Origin of the sequence: Pantoea sp. paga (assembly GCF_007558755.1) — a bacterium.
In the GTDB taxonomy this organism is placed as follows: domain Bacteria; phylum Pseudomonadota; class Gammaproteobacteria; order Enterobacterales; family Enterobacteriaceae; genus Pantoea; species Pantoea agglomerans.
Genome location: NZ_VLTF01000001.1, coordinates 533,273 through 553,513, shown reverse-complemented (window position 1 = coordinate 553,513; position 20,241 = coordinate 533,273). Strand labels below are relative to the sequence as shown.

Annotated in this window: 18 protein-coding genes; 7 read left to right on the top strand and 11 right to left on the bottom strand. The window is 54.0% G+C overall.

Translation table 11 applies throughout. From position 1 onward, the window contains the following. Window positions 1–40: 40 nt before the first annotated feature. From wbaP to yeaG, 5 genes are all read right to left on the bottom strand, one after another. On the bottom strand, window positions 41–1,507 hold the full coding sequence (gene wbaP / locus FOV68_RS02630) for an undecaprenyl-phosphate galactose phosphotransferase WbaP (protein ID WP_029519111.1): 1,467 nt from the start codon (window positions 1,505–1,507) through the stop codon (window positions 41–43). A gap of 377 nt (window positions 1,508–1,884) precedes the next feature. Next, a complete protein-coding gene (locus FOV68_RS02625; RefSeq protein ID WP_010260598.1) occupies window positions 1,885–2,118 on the bottom strand; it encodes a DUF1480 family protein in 234 nt (77 codons plus the stop codon). Window positions 2,119–2,196: 78 nt separating this feature from the next. Then, entirely contained in the window at window positions 2,197–3,924 is a 1,728-nt protein-coding gene (locus FOV68_RS02620; protein WP_069026356.1) for a potassium/proton antiporter, read from the bottom strand. A gap of 248 nt (window positions 3,925–4,172) precedes the next feature. After that, window positions 4,173–5,447 (bottom strand): YeaH/YhbH family protein, encoded by a 1,275-nt coding sequence (locus FOV68_RS02615; RefSeq protein WP_031592767.1) that lies wholly within the window; start codon window positions 5,445–5,447, stop codon window positions 4,173–4,175. A gap of 89 nt (window positions 5,448–5,536) precedes the next feature. Continuing rightward, window positions 5,537–7,471 (bottom strand): protein kinase YeaG, encoded by a 1,935-nt coding sequence (gene yeaG / locus FOV68_RS02610; protein WP_143990269.1) that lies wholly within the window; start codon window positions 7,469–7,471, stop codon window positions 5,537–5,539. Between the two features lie 420 nt (window positions 7,472–7,891). On the opposite strand from yeaG, the gene FOV68_RS02605 reads away from it, so the two are divergent. Both FOV68_RS02605 and FOV68_RS02600 read left to right on the top strand, forming a co-directional pair. Beyond that, window positions 7,892–8,641, top strand: a complete 750-nt coding sequence (locus FOV68_RS02605) for a MipA/OmpV family protein (RefSeq protein ID WP_083067911.1) — start codon at window positions 7,892–7,894, stop codon at window positions 8,639–8,641. Window positions 8,642–8,713: 72 nt separating this feature from the next. Continuing rightward, the gene (locus FOV68_RS02600; RefSeq protein WP_143990268.1) at window positions 8,714–9,583 is read left to right on the top strand and encodes an aldo/keto reductase; all 870 of its coding nucleotides are present in this window, start codon (window positions 8,714–8,716) and stop codon (window positions 9,581–9,583) included. On the opposite strand, the gene FOV68_RS02595 is transcribed toward FOV68_RS02600, so the two are convergent. Then, window positions 9,580–10,479 carry a D-hexose-6-phosphate mutarotase gene (locus FOV68_RS02595; protein WP_143990267.1) on the bottom strand — a complete coding sequence of 300 codons (900 nt, stop codon included), beginning with the start codon at window positions 10,477–10,479 and terminating at the stop codon, window positions 9,580–9,582. The two genes, FOV68_RS02600 and FOV68_RS02595, sit on opposite strands and share 4 nt — an antisense overlap. A gap of 74 nt (window positions 10,480–10,553) precedes the next feature. Continuing rightward, window positions 10,554–11,552, bottom strand: coding sequence for a glyceraldehyde-3-phosphate dehydrogenase (gene gapA / locus FOV68_RS02590; protein ID WP_003852747.1), 999 nt, complete (start codon window positions 11,550–11,552; stop codon window positions 10,554–10,556). A 341-nt stretch (window positions 11,553–11,893) separates the two neighbouring features. Between gapA and msrB the strand changes: the two genes are divergently transcribed. Beyond that, window positions 11,894–12,304 carry a peptide-methionine (R)-S-oxide reductase MsrB gene (gene msrB, locus FOV68_RS02585; protein ID WP_010670269.1) on the top strand — a complete coding sequence of 137 codons (411 nt, stop codon included), beginning with the start codon at window positions 11,894–11,896 and terminating at the stop codon, window positions 12,302–12,304. 5 nt (window positions 12,305–12,309) lie between these two features. Continuing rightward, the gene (locus FOV68_RS02580) at window positions 12,310–12,591 is read left to right on the top strand and encodes a YeaC family protein (protein WP_003852750.1); all 282 of its coding nucleotides are present in this window, start codon (window positions 12,310–12,312) and stop codon (window positions 12,589–12,591) included. A 28-nt stretch (window positions 12,592–12,619) separates the two neighbouring features. Here FOV68_RS02580 and pncA read toward each other — a convergent pair whose 3' ends face one another. The 3 genes from pncA to sppA form a co-directional block, all read right to left on the bottom strand. Next, window positions 12,620–13,228 (bottom strand): bifunctional nicotinamidase/pyrazinamidase, encoded by a 609-nt coding sequence (pncA, locus tag FOV68_RS02575; RefSeq protein WP_031592761.1) that lies wholly within the window; start codon window positions 13,226–13,228, stop codon window positions 12,620–12,622. Between the two features lie 16 nt (window positions 13,229–13,244). After that, a complete protein-coding gene (ansA, locus tag FOV68_RS02570) occupies window positions 13,245–14,258 on the bottom strand; it encodes an asparaginase (protein WP_010260629.1) in 1,014 nt (337 codons plus the stop codon). Window positions 14,259–14,343: 85 nt separating this feature from the next. Further along, window positions 14,344–16,206, bottom strand: coding sequence for a signal peptide peptidase SppA (sppA, locus tag FOV68_RS02565; protein ID WP_143990266.1), 1,863 nt, complete (start codon window positions 16,204–16,206; stop codon window positions 14,344–14,346). 173 nt (window positions 16,207–16,379) lie between these two features. On the opposite strand from sppA, the gene FOV68_RS02560 reads away from it, so the two are divergent. From FOV68_RS02560 to FOV68_RS02550, 3 genes are all read left to right on the top strand, one after another. Further along, window positions 16,380–16,931, top strand: a complete 552-nt coding sequence (locus FOV68_RS02560) for an NAD(P)H nitroreductase (protein ID WP_031592757.1) — start codon at window positions 16,380–16,382, stop codon at window positions 16,929–16,931. A gap of 197 nt (window positions 16,932–17,128) precedes the next feature. Continuing rightward, on the top strand, window positions 17,129–19,045 hold the full coding sequence (locus FOV68_RS02555) for a DNA topoisomerase III (RefSeq protein WP_143990265.1): 1,917 nt from the start codon (window positions 17,129–17,131) through the stop codon (window positions 19,043–19,045). Next, window positions 19,042–19,353 carry a DUF1496 domain-containing protein gene (locus FOV68_RS02550; RefSeq protein WP_069026352.1) on the top strand — a complete coding sequence of 104 codons (312 nt, stop codon included), beginning with the start codon at window positions 19,042–19,044 and terminating at the stop codon, window positions 19,351–19,353. Before FOV68_RS02555 ends, FOV68_RS02550 begins: the two co-directional genes overlap by 4 nt. A gap of 33 nt (window positions 19,354–19,386) precedes the next feature. On the opposite strand, the gene xthA is transcribed toward FOV68_RS02550, so the two are convergent. Next, on the bottom strand, window positions 19,387–20,193 hold the full coding sequence (gene xthA, locus FOV68_RS02545; protein WP_143990264.1) for an exodeoxyribonuclease III: 807 nt from the start codon (window positions 20,191–20,193) through the stop codon (window positions 19,387–19,389). Window positions 20,194–20,241: the final 48 nt, after the last annotated feature.

Genomic DNA, 20,241 nt, shown 5'->3' with positions numbered 1-20,241 from the left:
AGTGCGATGCCTGCTGTAAACAGGCATCGCAGAGGTCTGATTAGTAAGCGCCGTCGCGACGTAACACCACGCCTGCGGTTTTGAACAGGATCGCAATATCGGTCCAGAGCGCCCAGTTTTTGACATACCAGGAGTCAAAATAGACGCGGGTGTCGTAGTCGATATCGTTACGTCCGCTGACCTGCCACAGACCGGTCATACCCGGCTTGGCCATCAGGTAGTAGTCAACATCACCGGCATAACGCTCCAGCTCAGCTTCAATCACGGGACGCGGGCCAACCAGGCTCATCTCGCCACGAATCACGTTCCACAGCTGCGGCAACTCGTCGAGGCTGGTTTTACGCAGGAAACTACCAATCCGGGTCACGCGCGGGTCATTCTTCAGTTTAAAATCTTTGTCCCACTCAATCCGGGCCTCTTCGCTGGTTGCCAGTAATTTCTCCAGCACCTCTTTGGAATTGGTCACCATGGAACGGAATTTCAGACATTTGAATTTTTTGCCATTCTGGCCCACACGCTCGTGACCATAAATGGCATTGCCGCCATCACGTTTCACCATATAGCAGAGCAGGGCGAAGATTGGGCCGAGGAACAGCAGCAGCATGGACGCCACCACGATATCAAAGGCACGCTTCATGAAACGGGAGGAGTGTTTCGCCAGGTTGTTGCTGACACGCAGAATCATTACTTCATGGCTGAAGATAAAGGACATGTCCGTGCCGTAAAGCGGCACGCCGCGCAGCGTCGGGATCACTGAAACTGAACGGCAGTTCATTTTCGACAGGAATTTCAGCCAGCGATCGCGCATCGGCTGCTGCTCATACTCCATAGCCACAATAAACTGCACGTTGTCACGGTCAATGGTCTGCCAGTTGATATCTTTCCAGGTGATCACCGGCACGCCATTCACGCTCTGCTGAGCCGGGACATCATCGACCGAGATAAAGGCCTGTACGTTGTAGCCAAGAATCTCTTCACTCTGCAGCGCCGCGTAAGCTTCGGTGGCGTTTCTGCCGGAGCCAATAATGATGGTCTCTTTCTGCCACTGACCCGCCTTGTGAATGGCGCGTTTAACCAGAGCACGCATCAGCGGCAGCAGCAGCAGGGCATATGTCCAGCTGAAGACCCACACCATGCGGGAGAAATCCCATTTAGAGAAGGCGATCAACGCAAGGTCGAGCAGCGAGAAAACAAATAATGTTTTAATGATCTCTTTCAGCTCAAACCAGAAGGGTTTGCGATAGGTGTAGTGACGCAGGCGCACCCAGAACCAGCCGGTACACATGACGGACATAATAAACTGTGCCACAAAACGATATTCAATTTGATGGGGTGGAATAAAGGTATCCAGCTCGCCCCAAATACCCTGTATCGTCGCGGCAGATAAAAACAGTGCGAGGTTAAGTGCAATCAGATCGGAAAAGCTCAGGGCGAATTTCACGATGATATTTTTACGCGTGCCGCTCCACGAGCGGCTCGGGCTATTCATTATCAATGTACTTGCCATAAAACCTGCTCTCTTTCTCAAGTAAAAGATGGCCTGACCAGAATCATGTACGCGCTCAGGGGTGGGCTTCTGAAAAATTAAAAAATAATTTTCAGTCTGTTGCAGTCAGTAAAGCCAGTGCAGCTGCAAAAAAGATAACGGCTAAAGCGTGATAGTACTCACGAAATGTTGCAGCATTGAGAATGAGTATGCAGGAGTTATTTGACAGAGTTAATACGGAAAAAATCTGAAAACATCAAAAGTGATTAAAGTTTTAAATGGCTAAGTTTTGGTTTTTACTGGATAAAATAAGGCGGGGGTTGGTTATAACCAAACTGTTTAAGACGCTTTTTAGGAATTACCGCCAAATCTTACGACTGGCGGTAGTGATAACGGACTCAGGCAGGTTTTTTTAAAATCCAGCGGTCCTGCTGTTTATCGTAATGACCAATCTGCAGATCCACCGGTTCTCCGTCAATCCATGCCGGGACGCTGGTATCGCGATCCCAGCCATCAAGTTGGGTAATTAAGCCGGGATTGGTGTGACAGGGGATGCTGACGGTGTCGAGGTTCTCACTGTCAAGATCGGCATCAACAATCTCATAACGACCAATTTTAACCACGTGTCCCATTCATTTCTCCCGTTTTTGCTGGCATAGACATTTAAGCTTAGCGTATCGACAGAAAATAACGTGGCTGAATGATTAGGATTATTCCTTCTCTTCAGCCGGACGGACACCAATCTTCACAATACGGTTATCCTCTTTCTCCGCGACGGTCCACGTTAGCTGATTCCACTCAACCTGATCGCCAACCACCGGCGCGCCGCCCAGCATACTCAGCACCAGTTGTCCCAGCGACTGCTGATCGTTGGTGTTCTCATCCAGTTCCAGTCCGTAAATCTGCGCAATATCGCGCAGGCGAGCTTCAGCATCCAGAATAAAGTCACCAAAGAAACGCTGGTCGAGGGAAACGGGCGGTGACTGGCTGAACATTTTACCCAGCGCCGGCAGATCGCGCTCACGGCCAATCACGCAGATGACGTCGTTCTCCCTGAGCCGCGTTCCATCATTCGGATGCATCAGCACATTGTCACGGAACAGGGCGGCGATGCGGGTCTCACGTGGCATCTTCAGGTCACGCAGTGCGGCGCCGACGCACCACTTGTCAGCGCTGAGCTGGTAGACGAACTGCTCCCATGGGTTTTCGGGGTGAATATCCAGGCCGATACGGCTGATAGGCGATGCGGTAGGCGGCACCACCACTTTGGCTTTTTTCGCTGCAAAGCCCAGCGAGGTGCCCTGCAACATCAGAGAGACCAGCACCACAAAGAAGGCGATATTAAAATAGAGCGACGCGTTTTCTAATCCGGCCATCATCGGGAAGACCGCAAGGATAATCGGTACCGCGCCGCGTAAACCAACCCAGCTGATAAAAACGCGTTCGCGGGTGGTAAAACTGCGAAACGGCAGCAGACCAATAAAGACCGACAGTGGGCGCGCTACCAGAATCAGCCACAGTGAGAGGATCATCGCCGGAACCGCGATATGCCACAAATCAGACGGGGTTACCAGCAGTCCCAGCACGATGAACATGCCAATCTGACTCAGCCACGCCATGCCGTCAAAGGTCTGCAGAATGCCGTGACGGTTGCGAATCGGGCTGTTGCCCAGTAAAAAGCCGCACAGATAGACCGCCAGGATGCCGCTGCCCTCTAATACCGTGGTCAGGGCGAACACCAGAATGCCGCCACTCAACGCCAGCAGCGGATAGAGCCCACCGGCCAGACTGATACGGTTAATCAGCTGCTGCAGCGCCCAGCCGCCGCCCAGGCCAAGCACAATACCCAGACCAAACTGTTGCACCAGATGCACCAGGAACATCCAGTCAAGGCCGCTGCGGCCCTGCTCGATCATCTCAATCAACGTAATAGTCAGGAACACCGCCATCGGATCGTTACTGCCCGATTCAATCTCCAGCGTGGAGCTGACGCGCTCATTCAGGCCTTTGTCACCCAGCAGTGAGAAGACGGCGGCGGCATCCGTGGAGCCGATAATCGCGCCAATCAGGAAGCCCTGCATCATATCCAGGTTAAACAACCAGGCGGCGACCACACCGGTTAAGCCTGCGGTAATCATGACCCCGACGGTCGCCAGCGACAGCGCTGGCCCCAGGGCGACTTTAAATGAGCTGGCTTTGGTCCGCATGCCGCCATCCAGCAGGATAATCGCCAGCGCCAGGTTCGAGATTAAGTAAGCCGCCGGATAGTTATCAAAGGCGATGCCGCCGATGCCATCAACCCCGGTCAGCATGCCCAGAGCAAGGAAGATCACCAGAATGGGGATACCCAGTCTGGATGAGAAAGAGCTGAGCAGAATGCTCGATGCGACCAGCACGGAACCGATGATAAACAGACTGTAGACAATAGTGTGGTTCAAACCCGATCTCCTGAGATATGACAGTGCGGTGCAGCGACTGGTGACAAATATCCATGCTATCTCTGAAAGATAATGTTTTATCAAGGAGTTGTCATTGTGAAAATGATCATTATACGAATTGCTTAACAGCGTATGGAATCAGATTAATGTGAAGAATGAGGGGGTTGGCAGGCAAGCGGAAGAAAACAGACTGTTTTAGCAGGTTATTCGGAAGATAAAAAAAGCCGGCGATGAGCCGGCTTAGTGCATCAGGCTTCCGTTGCCTGTTTATGGAACAGCGATCGGAACACCGGGTAGATATCTTCCGGCTCACGAATATGTTCGATAGCAAAGTTATCGAACGTCGCCTGCAGATGCTCATACTCGCGCCACAGCGTCTGATGCGCACGGCGGGTAATCTCGATATAACTGTAATAACGCACTACTGGCAGAATATGCTTCGCAAGGATCTCGTGACAGAGCGGTGAATCGTCGGCCCAGTTATCGCCATCCGACGCCTGTGCAGCATAGATGTTCCACTGCGCCGGGTCATAGCGCTCTTTCACCACCTCATCCATGAGTTTCAGCGCACTGGAAACGATGGTGCCACCGGTCTCCTGGGAGTAGAAGAACTCCTGTTCATCCACCTCTTTGGCCTGCGTGTGATGACGAATATAAACCACATCGACATTCTTGTAGGTGCGGCTCAGGAACAGGTAAAGCAGGATATAGAAGCGTTTCGCCATATCCTTGGTGGCCTGATCCATCGATCCGGATACATCCATCAGACAGAACATCACCGCCTGGCTGGAAGGCTCCGGCCGTTTCTCAAAGTTTTTGTAGCGCAGGTCGAAAGTGTCGATAAAAGGCACCCGTTCGATACGCGCCCGCAACTCGGCGATCTCTTTACGCAGCCGCTCCTCTTCAAGAAGCTGAGCCGGTTCTGAGTTCTCAATCTCCCGCAGCGTTTCTTCCAGTTCGTGCAGCATCCGGCGTTTACCCGCCGTCATCGCCGTACGACGCGCCAGCGAGTTCTGCAGCGAACGTACGACGCTGATATTGGCAGGTACACCGTTGGAGGTGAAACCTGCACGGTGGGTCTTATACTCATTCAACTGGCGATGCTGGTTCCGGCGCAGGTTAGGCAGGGCGAGATCTTCAAACAGCAGGTCCAGATACTCATCTTTCGATATCTGGAAGACAAACTCATCCTGACCTTCACCATCCTGGCTGGCATTGCCCTGGCCACTGCCGCCGCCGCCACCACCCTGCGGGCGCTCGACCCGGTCATTCTGCACAAAATGGTCGTTGCCCGGATGGACCCGATGGCGGTTGCCACCGCGTCCCTGATGGAAAATCGGCTCATTGATGTCGTCAATCGGGATAGAGACAGACTCACCGCTGCTTACATCGGTCACCGAGCGTTTATTGATGGCCTCGGAGATCGACTGCTTAATTTGCGACTTATAACGGCGCAAGAAGCGCTGGCGGTTTACCGCGCTCTTGTTTTTGCCGTTAAGTCGGCGATCGATGAAATAGGCCATGGTATTCCCCCAAACTACATTGTAAGCAGGCCGGGCGAACCCGACCTTGTCAGAGCGGTATCACTTACCGGCAAGCTTACAGACTCTTATCAGGACGATTTACGCACACGCAAATACCATTCACACAGCAGGCGAACCTGTTTGCGGGTATAGCCTTTTTCCATCATGCGATCGACAAAATCATCATGTTTTTTCTGCTCATCGGTAGAGGTCTTGGTATTAAACGAGATCACCGGCAGCAACTCTTCCGTATTCGAGAACATTTTCTTCTCGATCACGGTGCGTAATTTCTCGTAACTGGTCCAGTTCGGGTTGCGACCGTTATTGTGTGCCCTGGCGCGCAGCACGAAGTTGACGATCTCGTTACGGAAATCTTTCGGGTTACTGATGCCTGCGGGCTTCTCGATTTTCTCCAGTTCTGCGTTGAGCGATTCACGATCAAACAGCTGTCCGGTGTCAGGATCGCGATACTCCTGATCCTGAATCCAGAAGTCGGCATAGGTCACATAGCGGTCAAAGATGTTCTGACCATACTCAGAGTAAGATTCCAGATAGGCGGTCTGAATCTCTTTGCCAATAAACTCAGCATATTTGGGGATCAGATAGCCTTTGAGATGCTCAAGGTATTTCTCAGCCTGATCCTGAGGGAACTGTTCGCGCTCAATCTGCTGTTCCAGTACATAGAACAGGTGCACCGGGTTGGCTGCCACTTCGGCGTGGTCAAAGTTAAACACCCGCGACAGAATCTTAAAGGCAAAGCGGGTCGACAGGCCGTTCATCCCCTCATCCACACCGGCGTAATCATGATACTCCTGCCAGGACTTCGCCTTAGGGTCGGTATCTTTCAGGCTTTCACCATCATAGACCCGCATTTTGGAATAGATGCTGGAGTTATCCGGATCCTTGAGACGAGACAGGATTGAGAAGCGTGCCAGCGTCTTCAGCGTACCCGGTGCGCAGGGCGAGGTCGCCAGCTCACTGTGATTAAGTAACTTATCGTAGATTTTGATCTCTTCCGAGACCCGCAGGCAGTAGGGCACCTTGACGATATAAACACGGTCAAGGAACGCCTCATTATTCTTGTTGTTTCGGAACGTCACCCACTCTGATTCATTGGAGTGCGCCAGAATAATGCCGTTAAACGGCAGCGCCGAAATCCCCTCGGTGCCGTTGTAGTTCCCCTCCTGCGTCGCCGTCAGTAAGGGGTGCAGCACCTTGATAGGCGCTTTAAACATCTCAACGAATTCCATGATCCCCTGGTTCGCACGGCAGAGTGCGCCGGAGTAACCGTAAGCATCAGGATCGTTCTGCGCGTGGTTTTCCAGTTTACGGATATCCACTTTACCAACCAGCGCGGAGATATCCTGGTTGTTCTCATCACCCGGTTCAGTTTTGGCAATCGCCAGCTGTTCCAGGATTGACGGCCAGACTTTCACCACTTTGAAACGCGAGATATCGCCGCCAAAGTCGTGCAGTCGCTTAGCGGCCCACGGCGACATGATCGTGCCGAGATAACGGCGCGGCACGCCATACTCTTTTTCGAGAATATGCGCATCTTCCTGCGGATTAAACAGGCAGAGAGGGTGGTCATTAACCGGGCTGCGTTCCCCGTCGGCGCTCAGTACATAGATGGGCACCCGCTGCATCAGCGACTTAAGCCGTTCCGCCAGTGAGGATTTACCGCCACCTACCGGCCCCAGTAAATAGAGGATCTGTTTCTTCTCTTCCAGTCCCTGAGCGGCATGTTTCAGATAGGAGACGATCTGTTCAATCGCTTCCTCCATGCCGTAAAACTCCTCGAACGCCGGATAGCGTCCCATCACACGGTTGGAGAATATTCTGGAAAGGCGTGGCTCCTGAGCAGTATCGACCATTACCGGCTCTCCGATAGCCATTAACAGTCGCTCTGCAGCGTTGGCGTATGCACTGCGATCCTGCTTACAGATAGCAAGAAATTCCTGCAGTGTGAACTCTTCGTCCTTGGCAGCTTCATAACGCTGACGATAGTGATCGAATATATTCATAGCGATGCCCGTCCTTTCGTTTTTAGCACAGGTAAGGAGCGTAATTAGAGGCTTATAGCAGCTCCCGGAAGATATTCTCTGTTGAGTACAGCAACCCTTATGCCAACCTGATCTTTCTTATCGGGATACACAACTTTTGTGGTTACTCTGCTCGTACAAAATGTCTGCTGTTACTTCTAACTGTAGATGGCTTCTAGGAAATTTCCTCCACGGGTTTGGGTTAATGAGGGGAAGATCAACTGTACAGCGGGTCTGTTGTGAGATGCGTTCATATGGGTGATGCTTTAACTTAACGTGTTTTTAACCTTTAATGCCACTTTCATCGGTTAGTCACTTAAAGGATTTCGATATAAGTTAATCCAGCCGTGAAAAAACGTTAGACTTCCTGTTTGATTGTTATATTTATGGAATGAATAAATTGTGAACCAATTCAAATTTAAGACGCTTGTTGCACTTCTGCCCTGTTATTTACTGGCCACACACGTGAATGCCGCACCGCTTTCCATTGGTGCGTCGGTCATCTATGCCGAATCACCTTATCGCGGCGGCCAGGACCGGTATATCCCGGTTCCGGTTATCAATTATGAGGGTGAAGACTTCTGGTTCCGCAGCCTGCAGGGTGGCTACTACCTGTGGAAAGATCCCCAGAACCAGCTGTCTCTGACCCTGCTGGGGTCACCGCAGGAGTACAAACCCAGCGACAACGACCTGGGCGACATGAAAGGGCTGGATAAACGCCGCATGACGCTGATGGGTGGCGCAACCTATCGTCACACCGCTGACTGGGGGATTGTCCGTACCTCATTACTGGGTGATGTGCTCAATAACAGCAACGGGATAATCTGGGACCTGACATACCTCTATCGCTTCCAGATGGGTGACTTCAGCCTGACGCCGGGCATCGGGGCCACATGGAACAGCGCCAATCAAAACCGTTATTACTATGGGGTATCCGGGCATGAAAGCGCCCGTACAGGCATCAGCCGTTACAACCCGGATGACAGCTGGTCGCCTTATGTGGAACTGAGCGCCAGCTATCAGATTGCGCCGCAGTGGAATGCCAGCGTCATGGGACGTTACGTCCGCTTCGACAGCGAAATCAAAGACAGCCCGATGATTGATAAAAGCGGGCAGGCGTTAATCTGGACGGGTATCAGCTATACCTTCTGATAACGCACCAACAGAGGGCATTTAATGCCCTCTGTTCTTTTACAGGGCCTCAGAATGGGGCGGGAGAGCAGAATGCGTAAAACGATTAACTTTGCCGGTTTTAGCGATCTGCCTGTGATCGGTCAGGGCACCTGGTATATGGGTGAAAACCCGGCGCAGCGGGCTGATGAAGTCGCTGCTCTGCAGGCGGGTCTTGAGTGCGGATTACAGCTTATCGATACCGCTGAAATGTATGCAGATGGCGGAGCCGAAGAGGTGGTCGGGCAGGCACTGCTGGGCCGTCGCGACCGGGCGCTGCTGGTCTCCAAAGTTTATCCGTGGAATGCGGGCGAAGTGGATGCCATTGCAGCCTGTGAGCGCAGCCTGCGCCGTCTGCAAACCGATTATCTCGATCTCTACCTGTTGCACTGGCGCGGCAATATTCCGCTGGAAGAGACACTGCGCGCTATGGAACGCCTGCAGCAGCAGGGCAAAATTCGTCACTGGGGCGTATCGAATTTTGATACCGACGATATGGCTGAACTGTGGGATGAAGAGAAGGGCGAGGCCTGCGCGACCAATCAGGTGCTCTATCATCTGGCTTCACGCGGCATTGAATTTGATCTGCTGCCGGCATGTCAGCAGCGTGGCGTACCGGTAATGGCCTACTGTCCGCTGGCCCAGGCCGGACGGCTACGTGACTCACTCTTTACCGATCCTCAGCTGACTCAGATTGCACAGCAGAAGGGCATCAGCGTGGCGCAATTACTGCTGGCCTGGGTGATTCGTCAGCCAGGGGTGATTCGTCAGCCAGGGGTGATTGCCATTCCTAAAGCCAGTTCCGTGGCCCACGTTCAGGAAAATGCGGCGGCGCTGGAGGTGGAACTGACCGATGAGGATTTGCAGCTCATCGATCGTGCCTGGCCAGCGCCACAGCATAAGTTGCCGCTGGATATTGTTTAGCCGTTAACGTTGTCGCTGGCTGCGGCTTTCTTTTTGAGGCGGAACGTCGTGGCCAGTCGTGCCGGTTTTTCTCCCGCGCTGCGTAACGGTTTGCTGATACGCGCCGTCTCCACACAGACCATGGTCTTATAGCCCTCATTCGCCATATCCGTCATGCTGCAGGAGAGTTCCACACCCGGATTCCACGTGACAACGTCACTATGATGATGGTGGTACACCTCGATCTGCCGCTCGCCCGCAGTATCATTAATCACTGAGCAATCTTCTGCTGCGGTAAAGATACGGTCGATACGCCCAGGATAACGCTGTTTGCCGTCGCTGCTGGCCACCTCGCCGTTATTCACTTTGTCGATAAAGCTGTTGCCCAGGCCCGAGACTTCCACACCGTTGATGTCGCTGACGGTAAAGTAGCTGTGCAGAGCCGCCGTCGCTTCAAAGTCACCATAGGCTTCCAGCTCTATCTCACAATGCTGGCCCAGCCGGAAGCGGGCAATCAGGGTGAACTCATGCGGCCAGAGCTTCAGCGTCTGAGGGTTGCTCTCCAGCACCAGCGTCAGCATGACGCCATCTTCATTTTCATCATGCGCCGTGAGCTTCCATGGCTGAACCCGCGCAAAGCCGTGTGCCGGTTCGCCCGCCGGGCCGAACCACGGCCAGCAGATCGGAACGCCGCCTCGAATCGCCTTACCCGGTGCAAAGAGACTCTTATCGCTCAGCCAGAGTACCGGCTTTTCGCCGCTGGGTTGCCAGGCGATCAGGTGCGCGCCCTGAAGCGTAATGGCTGCCCGCACTTTAGGGTGACTCACAACAATGGCGGGGAGTTCGCCAATCTGGCGCTGGGTGAGGTAAGGGGAGATCTGCGTGACCACCGGCAGAGAAAACAGTTTATCTTGCATGTTCGATTCCTTCCTGAGCGGATCAAAAAAAGGGCGACCGAAGTCGCCCTTATTCTCAATGATGTCTGGCTGCCTTATTTAGCAGAAACCAGTGCAATCAGGTCGAGAACTTTGTTTGAGTAGCCAGTTTCGTTGTCGTACCAGGAAACCAGTTTCACAAAGTTGTCGTTCAGCGCGATACCGGCTTTAGCGTCAAACACTGAAGTCAGGATTTCGCCGTTGAAGTCGGTAGAAACCACGTCATCTTCAACGTAGCCCAGAACGTCTTTCATCTCACCTTCTGCAGCCGCTTTAATTGCAGCACAGATTTCTTTGTAAGAAGCCGCTTTTTCCAGACGCACGGTCAGGTCAACAACGGAAACGTTAGGGGTTGGTACGCGGAAAGCCATACCGGTCAGTTTGCCGTTCAGCTCTGGCAGAACTTTACCAACGGCTTTAGCTGCGCCAGTTGATGAAGGAATGATGTTCTGCGATGCGCCGCGGCCGCCGCGCCAGTCTTTATGAGACGGGCCATCAACGGTTTTCTGGGTAGCAGTGGTGGCGTGAACGGTCGTCATCAGACCTTCAACGATGCCAAACTTGTCGTTGATCACTTTTGCCAGCGGTGCCAGGCAGTTAGTGGTACAGGATGCGTTAGACACGATATCCTGGCCATCATATTTGTCGAAGTTTGCACCACGAACAAACATTGGGGTGTCATCTTTAGATGGACCGGTCAGAACGACTTTCTTAGCACCTGCGGTGATGTGTTTACGCGCGGTTTCGTCGGTCAGGAAGATACCGGTTGCTTCAGCAACAACGTCAACGCCTACTTCATCCCACTTCAGGTTGGCCGGATCACGTTCAGCGGTAACACGGATTTTTTTACCGTTAACCACCAGTGCGCCATCCTGAACTTCTACGGTGCCGTCGAAACGACCGTGAGTAGAGTCATACTTCAGCATGTACGCCATGTAATCCGCGTCCAGCAGGTCGTTGATAGCAACGATTTCGATGTCAGAACGCTTTTGAGCAGCACGGAAAACGATGCGACCGATACGGCCGAAACCGTTGATACCTACTTTGATAGTCATATATTCCACCAGCTATTGGTTAGTGAATAAAAGGTTGCCTGTAAAATTACAAAAACCTTACCAGGCGTCAAGCGGAATCGTGTCAATTGTTGCGACAAATCAATTCGCCTGAAAGGAATTATTCGATGCGCAACCGCTTGCGCGCCGCCAATGATATCGCGCTTCGTTGAATCAATCGCCGAATATATAGGGATGCTCCGGATAAAAGGTGATCGATGTCACAAATCCGCTTAGCAGAGAGCAGGCTGAAAGGGTGAGCACAAAAAAAGACCCGGGTTATGTTGATCATTTGTTAGAATAATAGTCGAATTTTTCAGAATGGCACTGCCCGGAATCCTAAAATGGCTAAAGACACCGCACCCGAAGCAAAAATTGCACAGTTGACCGAAATGCAACGCTACGTCACTCAGCAACGCGGAACGGAACCGCCTTACAGCGGCGCACTGCTGCACAACAAGCAGGAAGGGATCTACCACTGTCTGATCTGTGAGGCGCCACTTTTTCTCTCTGAGACGAAGTATGACTCGGGCTGTGGCTGGCCCAGTTTCTACCAGCCGGTCAGTGATGATGCGATTCGCTATATTGAAGATGATTCACACGGTATGCAGCGTATTGAGATCCGCTGTGGCAGCTGCGATGCGCACCTGGGACATGTCTTCCCTGACGGCCCGCAGCCGACCGGCGAACGCTATTGTGTTAACTCCGCCTCGCTGAATTTCACCGACGAGCAGGGCGAACAGACCAAAGGGTAAAGGCGATGAAGGAACAGCTTGAAGCAATGCTTGCATCGATGACGCCTGAAGTCTATCAGCGTCTTGCCACGGCGGTTGAGATTGGTAAGTGGCCGGATGGCGTGGCACTGACTCAGGAGCAGCGTGACAATTGCCTGCAGCTGGTCATGATGTGGCAGGCGCGGCACAACGACGCGCCGCAGCACATGACCATCGGCAAAGGTGGCGAAATGGTGATGAAGTCGAAAAAAGAGCTCAAAGAAGAGTTTGGAATTGACCCTGACGTGACCCGCATCCATCTGCATTAAAAAGAGCTGGCGTCATGCCAGCTCCATTTTAAATCAGAATGGCACCCTGAGCGGTCATCTGGGCAAAGGCAATTTCACTGTCTTCAGGATTCAGATTGACCCCCCGGCAGCCCTCTTTAACCACCTCAACGTGATAACCCAGCTCCAGCGCATCCAGCACGCTATATTTTACGCAGTAATCCGTCGCCAGCCCCAGCATCACCAGATGGGTGATCCCACGCTCACGCAGCCAGCTGTCCAGCTCGGTCTTACGGCGATGACCATTGTCAAAAAAGGCGCTATAGCTGTCGACATCCTGATCCTGGCCCTTATGGAACGTCGCATCGAACAGTGAGCGATCCAGACCCGGATGAAAATCAGCGCCAGCTGAGCCCTGAATGCCGTGATCGGGCCACCAGATCTGGGCCAGACCATTTAACTCGCCCAGCGTGTAGACCGGTTCGCCGGAAATTGAGGCAAAGCTGCCGTGATCGGCCGGATGCCAGTCCTGCAGTGCCAGTACGCATTCCCCGTTTTCACGGAACAGTCGCGCATAACGATTTGCCACCTCGACCGTATGGTCACCCTCATGGACTGCCATCGGGCCGCCGGGGCAAAAATCGTTCTGAATATCAATAATGATGAGTGCCCGCTTCATTACATATCGCTCCGTTTCAGTCTTCAGTCAGTTCGCCGCGCAAATTCTGCTGCATTCTGGCACGGATTTGATCGGCCGAAAGATCCTGGCTGAGTAAAAAGTGTAGCTTTGTCAGCGCCGCTTCCACGGTGAGGTCAAATCCGCTGATGACACCAGCATGTTCCAGCGCATTGCCGGTAGCGTATCCGCCCATATTCACTTTGCCGGAAATACACTGGGTGAGATTTACCACCACGATGCCACGCTCGCTGGCCTGCTGCAATTCTGCCAGAAATTCCTTGTTCTGCGGTGCATTACCCACACCATAGGAGCGCAGGATCAATGCTTTGACTGGTTGACGCAGAAAGTTACGCACAACGTCGGCTGAAATCCCGGGATAGATGGTGACCACGCCAATGGGCTGAGGCGTAATGGTGTGAACCTTCAGTTCGCCCTGACCGGCTGGGGCAGGCGGTGTATTGAGACGACGAATATGAATGCCCGCTTCCAGCAGCGCAGAGAGGTTGGGCGAAGCAAAGGCGTTGAAGCCATCTGCATGTGCCTTGGTGGTCCGGTTACCGCGATAGAGCGTGTTATTGAAAAACAGCGACACTTCGCTGATCGGATAGTTGGCTGCCACATAGAGCGAATTTAAGAGATTCTGCTGACCATCTGAACGTAATTCCGCTAATGGAATCTGCGAGCCCGTGACGATAACCGGCTTGGCCAGATTTTCCAGCATAAAGGAGAGTGCTGAGGCGGTAAATGCCATGGTGTCGGTGCCATGCAGGATCACAAAACCATCATAGCGATCGTAGTTCTGACGGATATCTTCTGCGATAGACTGCCAGTCCTGCGGGGTCATGTCGGAAGAGTCGATCAGCGGCTGATATTCATGAATGGTGAAATCAGGCATCTCAGGGCGGTGGAACTCCGGCATGTTAGCCAGCTGTTGCTGCAGGTGTCCGGAGACGGGAATATAACCCTGCGCCGAACGCTGCATACCGATCGTCCCGCCAGTGTAGGCTACGTAGATGTTTTTCTTTTGCATTAGAGAACTCAGACTCGCCATAAAACGCGCAGTATAAGGGGAATAGCGGGGAAAAGCAGCCCGACCAGCGGCCGGGCTGCGAGGTTTATCGCACTTCGCCGCAGTTCAGGCAGAATGCATAACGGTTCTGAGGATCGTTCTGCTTGTCGAACAGACCTGGCTGGGCTTTCATGGCACTCATCACATCCAGCATCGGTGCTGGCAGCCAGGCTTTCAGCGTATCAGGCAGGACAGCCTGCACCGACGCGTTCATCTGACTCAGCATCATATCCAGGAAGCTCGGGTCATCCTGATACCAGCTCAGCTGCGGCTTACTGACTTTCCCCAGCTCGCCCGCCTTTTTCACGGCATCATCGAAGTCACCCAGTGCATCAACCAGACCATTGGCTTTCGCATCGCTGCCGGTCCAGACGTGGCCCTGTGCAATGGCATCAATCTGCTCTGGCGTTTTATGACGTGACTTCGCCACCAGACCGACAAAGTTGCGGTAGCCATTTTCGATAGTCAGCTGCATCAGTTGCTGCACTTCCGTTGGCAGCGCTTTGGTGGTTGAGATATCCGCCAGCGGTGAGGTCGCAACACCGTCGGTGTGCACGCCGATACTGTCCAGGCTGTTCTCCAGCGTATTGATCACGCCGAAGATGCCAATCGAGCCAGTCAGCGTGCTGGGGTTCGCCACAATGTAGCTGGCAGGCGTTGAGATCCAGTAACCGCCGGACGCCGCCATGCCTCCCATCGAGACCACAATCGGCTTACCGGCCGCCTGCGCTGCCGCCAGCTCTTCACGAATCGCTTCCGAGGCGGTGACGCTGCCACCCGGGCTGTTCACCCGCAGAATAATCGCTTTGATTTTCGGATCGAGACGCGCATCGCGGATCTGTGCCGCCGTCGTGTCGCCACCGACGTTGCCCGGCGTCTCTTCACCGTCCATGATGGCACCGCTGGCCATGACTACCGCGATGTTGCCATCCTGCTGCGTGGAGGTGGTTTTCACGCTGTAGTCATAGATGCTGACGCTACGGTAATCGTTGCTCTGCTTATCCAGACCAAAGGTTTTTACCAGCTCCTGATCGGCTGCCGCACGTGAACCCAGGGCATCGACCAGCTTGTTATCCAGCGCATATTGTGCGGTATCGCCTTTCACGGCGTTTAATCCGGCAATAATCGCAGCAGCACCGGGGAAGAGTTGTTCCGGCGTAATCTGGCGATTCGCTGCCACGGTGTTCAGGTAGTTCTGCCACAGCTGACCGACCCAGCGGCTGTCTGCATCCCGTGCGGCAGGGGACATGTCGTCACGCAGGAACGGCTCAACCGCTGATTTGTAGGTTCCGACACGGAAGACGTGCGAGGTGACTTTCAGCTTCTCCAGCAGGGTTTTGTAATAGAGTCCGTTGGTGGCGAAACCATGCAGATCTACGGTGCCCTGTGGCGACAGATAGATTTTGGTGGCGTAGCTGGCAAGGTAATACTGCGCCTGGCTGTAGCTGTCGCCGAGTGCATAAATCGGCTTGCCGCTGTCGCGGAATTCGCGCAGCGCTTTACCCACATATTGCAGTGAAGGCTGATCGCCACCGGCAAATTCGCGTAAATCGAGCACCATGCCTTTAATGTTGCTGTCATCTTTTGCCTGACGAATAGCGTCGACCACATCAAACAGCGAATTTTCCTGTAAGCGATCACTGCTGGCACCCAGCAGCTGGCGGCCAATTTTGCTCAGACGATTGCTTACCGACGGTTTATCCACCAGCACGCCGCTGAGATCCACTTTCAGTGCGCCTTGCTGAATCGGCGCTGAACTTCCGCCCGACCCGCTGACCTGCAGCCAGATCCCTACACCCACCACAATCAACAAAATCAGGAAAATATTCAGAATAAATTCCCTGATAAAATTCAGTACCCGCCAGCTCCAGCGGAACAGACCTGCAATTATTCGCCACAATGTGCGCATCAGACTCTCCATAAATATGTAGCAGGAAGTGGCCGCCGCGCGGACCAGACTTCCCCGACGAGCTCATCCTAAAGAGCAGCGTGTTAAAAGTCAGCAGGAAATCACTGCGCACTGTTACAAAAAATCTGCCTGTGCCAGGATAACTGCAACATTACAGAGATCGGGAGAGAAACATGGACGCACTGGAATTACTGGTCAACCGACGTTCGGCCTCACGCCTGACTGAGCCGGCACCTGCGGGTGACGCACTGGAAAATATCCTGCGGGCCGGCATGCGCGCCCCGGATCACGGCACGCTGCAACCCTGGCGCTTTATCATTGTGGAAAATGAAGGTCGCGACCGGCTGAGCCAGCTGCTGGAGCAGGCAGCTCGCGATAAACAGCTGGATGAAAAGGCGATTAACAAAGCGAGCCAGTCACCTTTTCGGGCACCGATGATCATTACGGTGGTGGCACATTGTGAAGAGCACCACAAAGTGCCGCGCTGGGAGCAGATCGCCTCGGCAAGCTGTGCAGTGATGGCCATGCAGATGGCGGCCGTCGCTCAGGGTTACAACGGTATCTGGCGCAGTGGTCCCTGGACCGATGACGAGCAGGTACGCCAGGGGTTTGGCTGCCGCGAACAGGATGCCATCGTCGGCTTTCTCTATCTGGGCACCCCGCAACTGAAATCCAGCACTACGGTGCTCCCACCTGACACGGCGCCCTTCGTCCGTTACTTCTGACTACAATGCTTGTCCGGTTCCGGCAGGGTGCATTTCAGCCCTGCTTTTTGCACGGTTCCTGTGCGAACGATCGCTAACGCCGCGCATCACACTTACGCCAGCGGGCCTGCCAGGCTAACATAGCCCCAGTATTCAAACCGACAGCGGACAACCGGTTATTACTGCGTTCCCCCTGATGTTAAGGATTACCTGATTCAATGCGTTTGTTTATTGCGGAAAAACCGAGCCTGGGGCGTGCTATCGCAGATGTGCTGCCGAAACCGCATCGACGCGGTGATGGATTCATTGCCTGCGGCAACGATCAGATCGTCACCTGGTGCGTAGGCCATCTTCTGGAGCAGGCGCAACCCGACAGTTATGACAGCCGTTATGCGCGCTGGTCGCTGGCGGATTTACCCATCATTCCGGAAAAATGGCAGCTAAAGCCGCGTCCCTCGGTCGCTAAGCAACTGAAAGTGGTTGAGGGCTTGCTGGCGCAGGCGAATGAAGTGGTGCATGCCGGTGACCCGGATCGGGAAGGGCAGTTGCTGGTGGATGAGGTGCTCGACTACCTGAACCTGCCGGCTGAAAAACGCAGCAAGGTGCAGCGCTGTCTGATTAACGACCTCAATCCTCAGGCGGTGGACCGGGCAGTGAACCGCCTGCGTGAAAATCGCGAGTTTATTCCATTGTGCGTTTCGGCGCTGGCCCGCGCCCGTGCAGACTGGCTCTATGGCATTAACATGACCCGCGCCTGGACGCTGCTGGGGCGGAATGCAGGCTATGATGGCGTACTGTCGGTGGGCCGGGTGCAGACGCCGGTGCTTGGGCTGGTGGTCCGGCGCGATGAAGAGATCGAAAACTTCGTGCCGAAAGATTACTTCGAAGTGAAGGCGCACATCCTCACGCCTGATGGCGCCCGATTTATCGCCAGCTGGATCCCCAGTGAAGCCTGTGAACCGTGGCAGGATGAAGAGGGCCGCCTGCTCAAACGCGCGCTGGCCGAGCATGTGGTGGCGCGTATTACGGGCCAGCCAGCGATCGTCACTGCTTACAGCGATAAGCGCGAAAATGAGGTGGCGCCGCTGCCCTTTTCCTTATCCAGCCTGCAGATTGAGGCCGCTAAACGTTACGGGCTGAGTGCGCAGACGGTGCTGGATACCTGCCAGCGGCTTTATGAAACCCATAAACTGATTACCTATCCCCGTTCGGACAGTCGCTATCTGCCTGAAGAGCATTTTGCCGGTCGTCATGCGGTGTTAAAGGCGATACAGGCGCATCAGTCACAGCTGATCCCACCGGCAGATTTCGATGCCGATCGCAGAAATCGCTGCTGGGATGATAAAAAAGTGGATGCACACCATGCGATTATTCCAACGGCCCGTTCCAGCGCGGTGAAGCTCAGTGAAAACGAGCAGCATATCTATGAACTGGTAGCGCGCCAGTATCTGATGCAGTTCTGCCCGGATGCGGTATTCCGCAAATGTGTCATCGATCTTGATATTGCCGGCGGAAAATTCGTGGCGAAAGCGCGCTTCCTGGCGGAGGCGGGCTGGCGCGCGCTGCTGGGCAACAAAGAGCGGGATGAAGAGAACGACGGCATGCCGTTGCCGGTGCTGGCGAAAGGGGATGAGCTGCTGTGTGAGCGTGGAGAGGTGCTGGCGAAGCAAACCCAGCCGCCTCGCCCGTTTACCGATGCCACTATTCTTTCTGCGATGACCGGCATTGCCCGTTTTGTTCAGGATAAAGAATTAAAGAAAGTACTGCGTGCGACCGATGGTTTAGGTACGGAAGCCACACGCGCCGGCATTATCGAATTACTGTTTCGTCGTGGCTTCCTGGTGAAGAAGGGCCGCTATATCAATTCTACGGATGCCGGACGCGCCCTGATCCACTCTCTGCCCGATCTGGCAGCACGCCCGGATATGACGGCGCAGTGGGAATCGACACTGACGCGTATCAGCGAAAAGGCCTGCCGCTATGATGAATTCATGCAGCCGCTGGTGCAGACCTTAACCGGTCTGATTCAGCAGGCGCGACAGCAGCCTGCGGCGCATGCATTTCGGGGATTACCGTCCACCGGACAGAAACGTCCGGTGCGCAAAACCAGGCGTAAAGTGAAGGAGACGGAATGAGGCGTTATTCAGTATTACTGCTCGTGACCCTGTCGCTGGCGACCAGCGTGGCGCAGGCCAACAGTCGTTATCAGTCGATGCCACAGCAGGGCAGCAACGGTGGCAATACCGATGTCGTGGTGGATATGCCACCCGAAGCATGGACACAGGCAGAGAGACGTCAGCCAGACTGTCTCCGCTGCTGTATCTTTGAGAACCGTAACTACACGGAAGGGGCGGTGGTGAAATCAGAGGGGGTGTTGCTGCAATGTACCCGTGATGAACACTCCATCGGCACCAATAACCTGATCTGGAAAATAGTGAAATAGCCGTCGCGTGGCGCTCTGCCACGCGACCGTCAGTTAAAAGCGGAAGGTTGACCAGATGGGCGCGTGGTCAGACGGTTTTTCCATACTCCGGATCTCATAATCAATGCCGGTCTCAACGCAGTGCGACGCCAGGGTTTTGCTCGCCAGCACCAGATCGATGCGTAACCCGCGATTATCATCAAACCCTTTCGAACGGTAATCGAACCAGGAAAAGCGATCCGCCACCTCCGGGTTGTGCTCACGCCAGGTATCAACCAGTCCCCAGCCCAGCAGGCGGTCCATCCACTCGCGCTCTTCCGGCAGGAAGGAGCATTTGCCGGTGCGCAGCCAGCGCTTGCGGCTCTCCTCACCAATACCAATATCCCGATCGGTGCTGCTGATATTCATGTCGCCCATAATCAGAACTGGTTTATCAGAAGGCAGATCCTCGGTCAGCAGACGTTGCAGATCGCGATAGAATTTCTCTTTAGCCGGAAACTTGGTGGGATGGTCGCGGCTTTCGCCCTGCGGAAAATAGCCGTTAATTACCGTGATGTTGCCAATCGGGCTGGGAAGTTCCGCGATGATCAGGCGGCGCTGGGATTCTTCGTCATCACCCGGGAAACCCCGGCTCACTGACACTGGCTCAGCTTTGGTTAACAGGGCAACGCCGTAGTGACCTTTCTGTCCATGATAGAAGACGTGATAGCCGAGCTTTGACACCTCTTCCAGCGGGAACATGTCGTCATGGACCTTGGTTTCCTGCAGACCGATAACATCGGGCTGATGCTGTTCGACAAGTGCCTGAAGCTGATGCGGGCGGGCACGCAACCCATTGATGTTAAATGAAACAAATTTCATGAGATCGACCGTTGTTCAGAAATGTCAGGCGGAGATGGTAGCGATTTT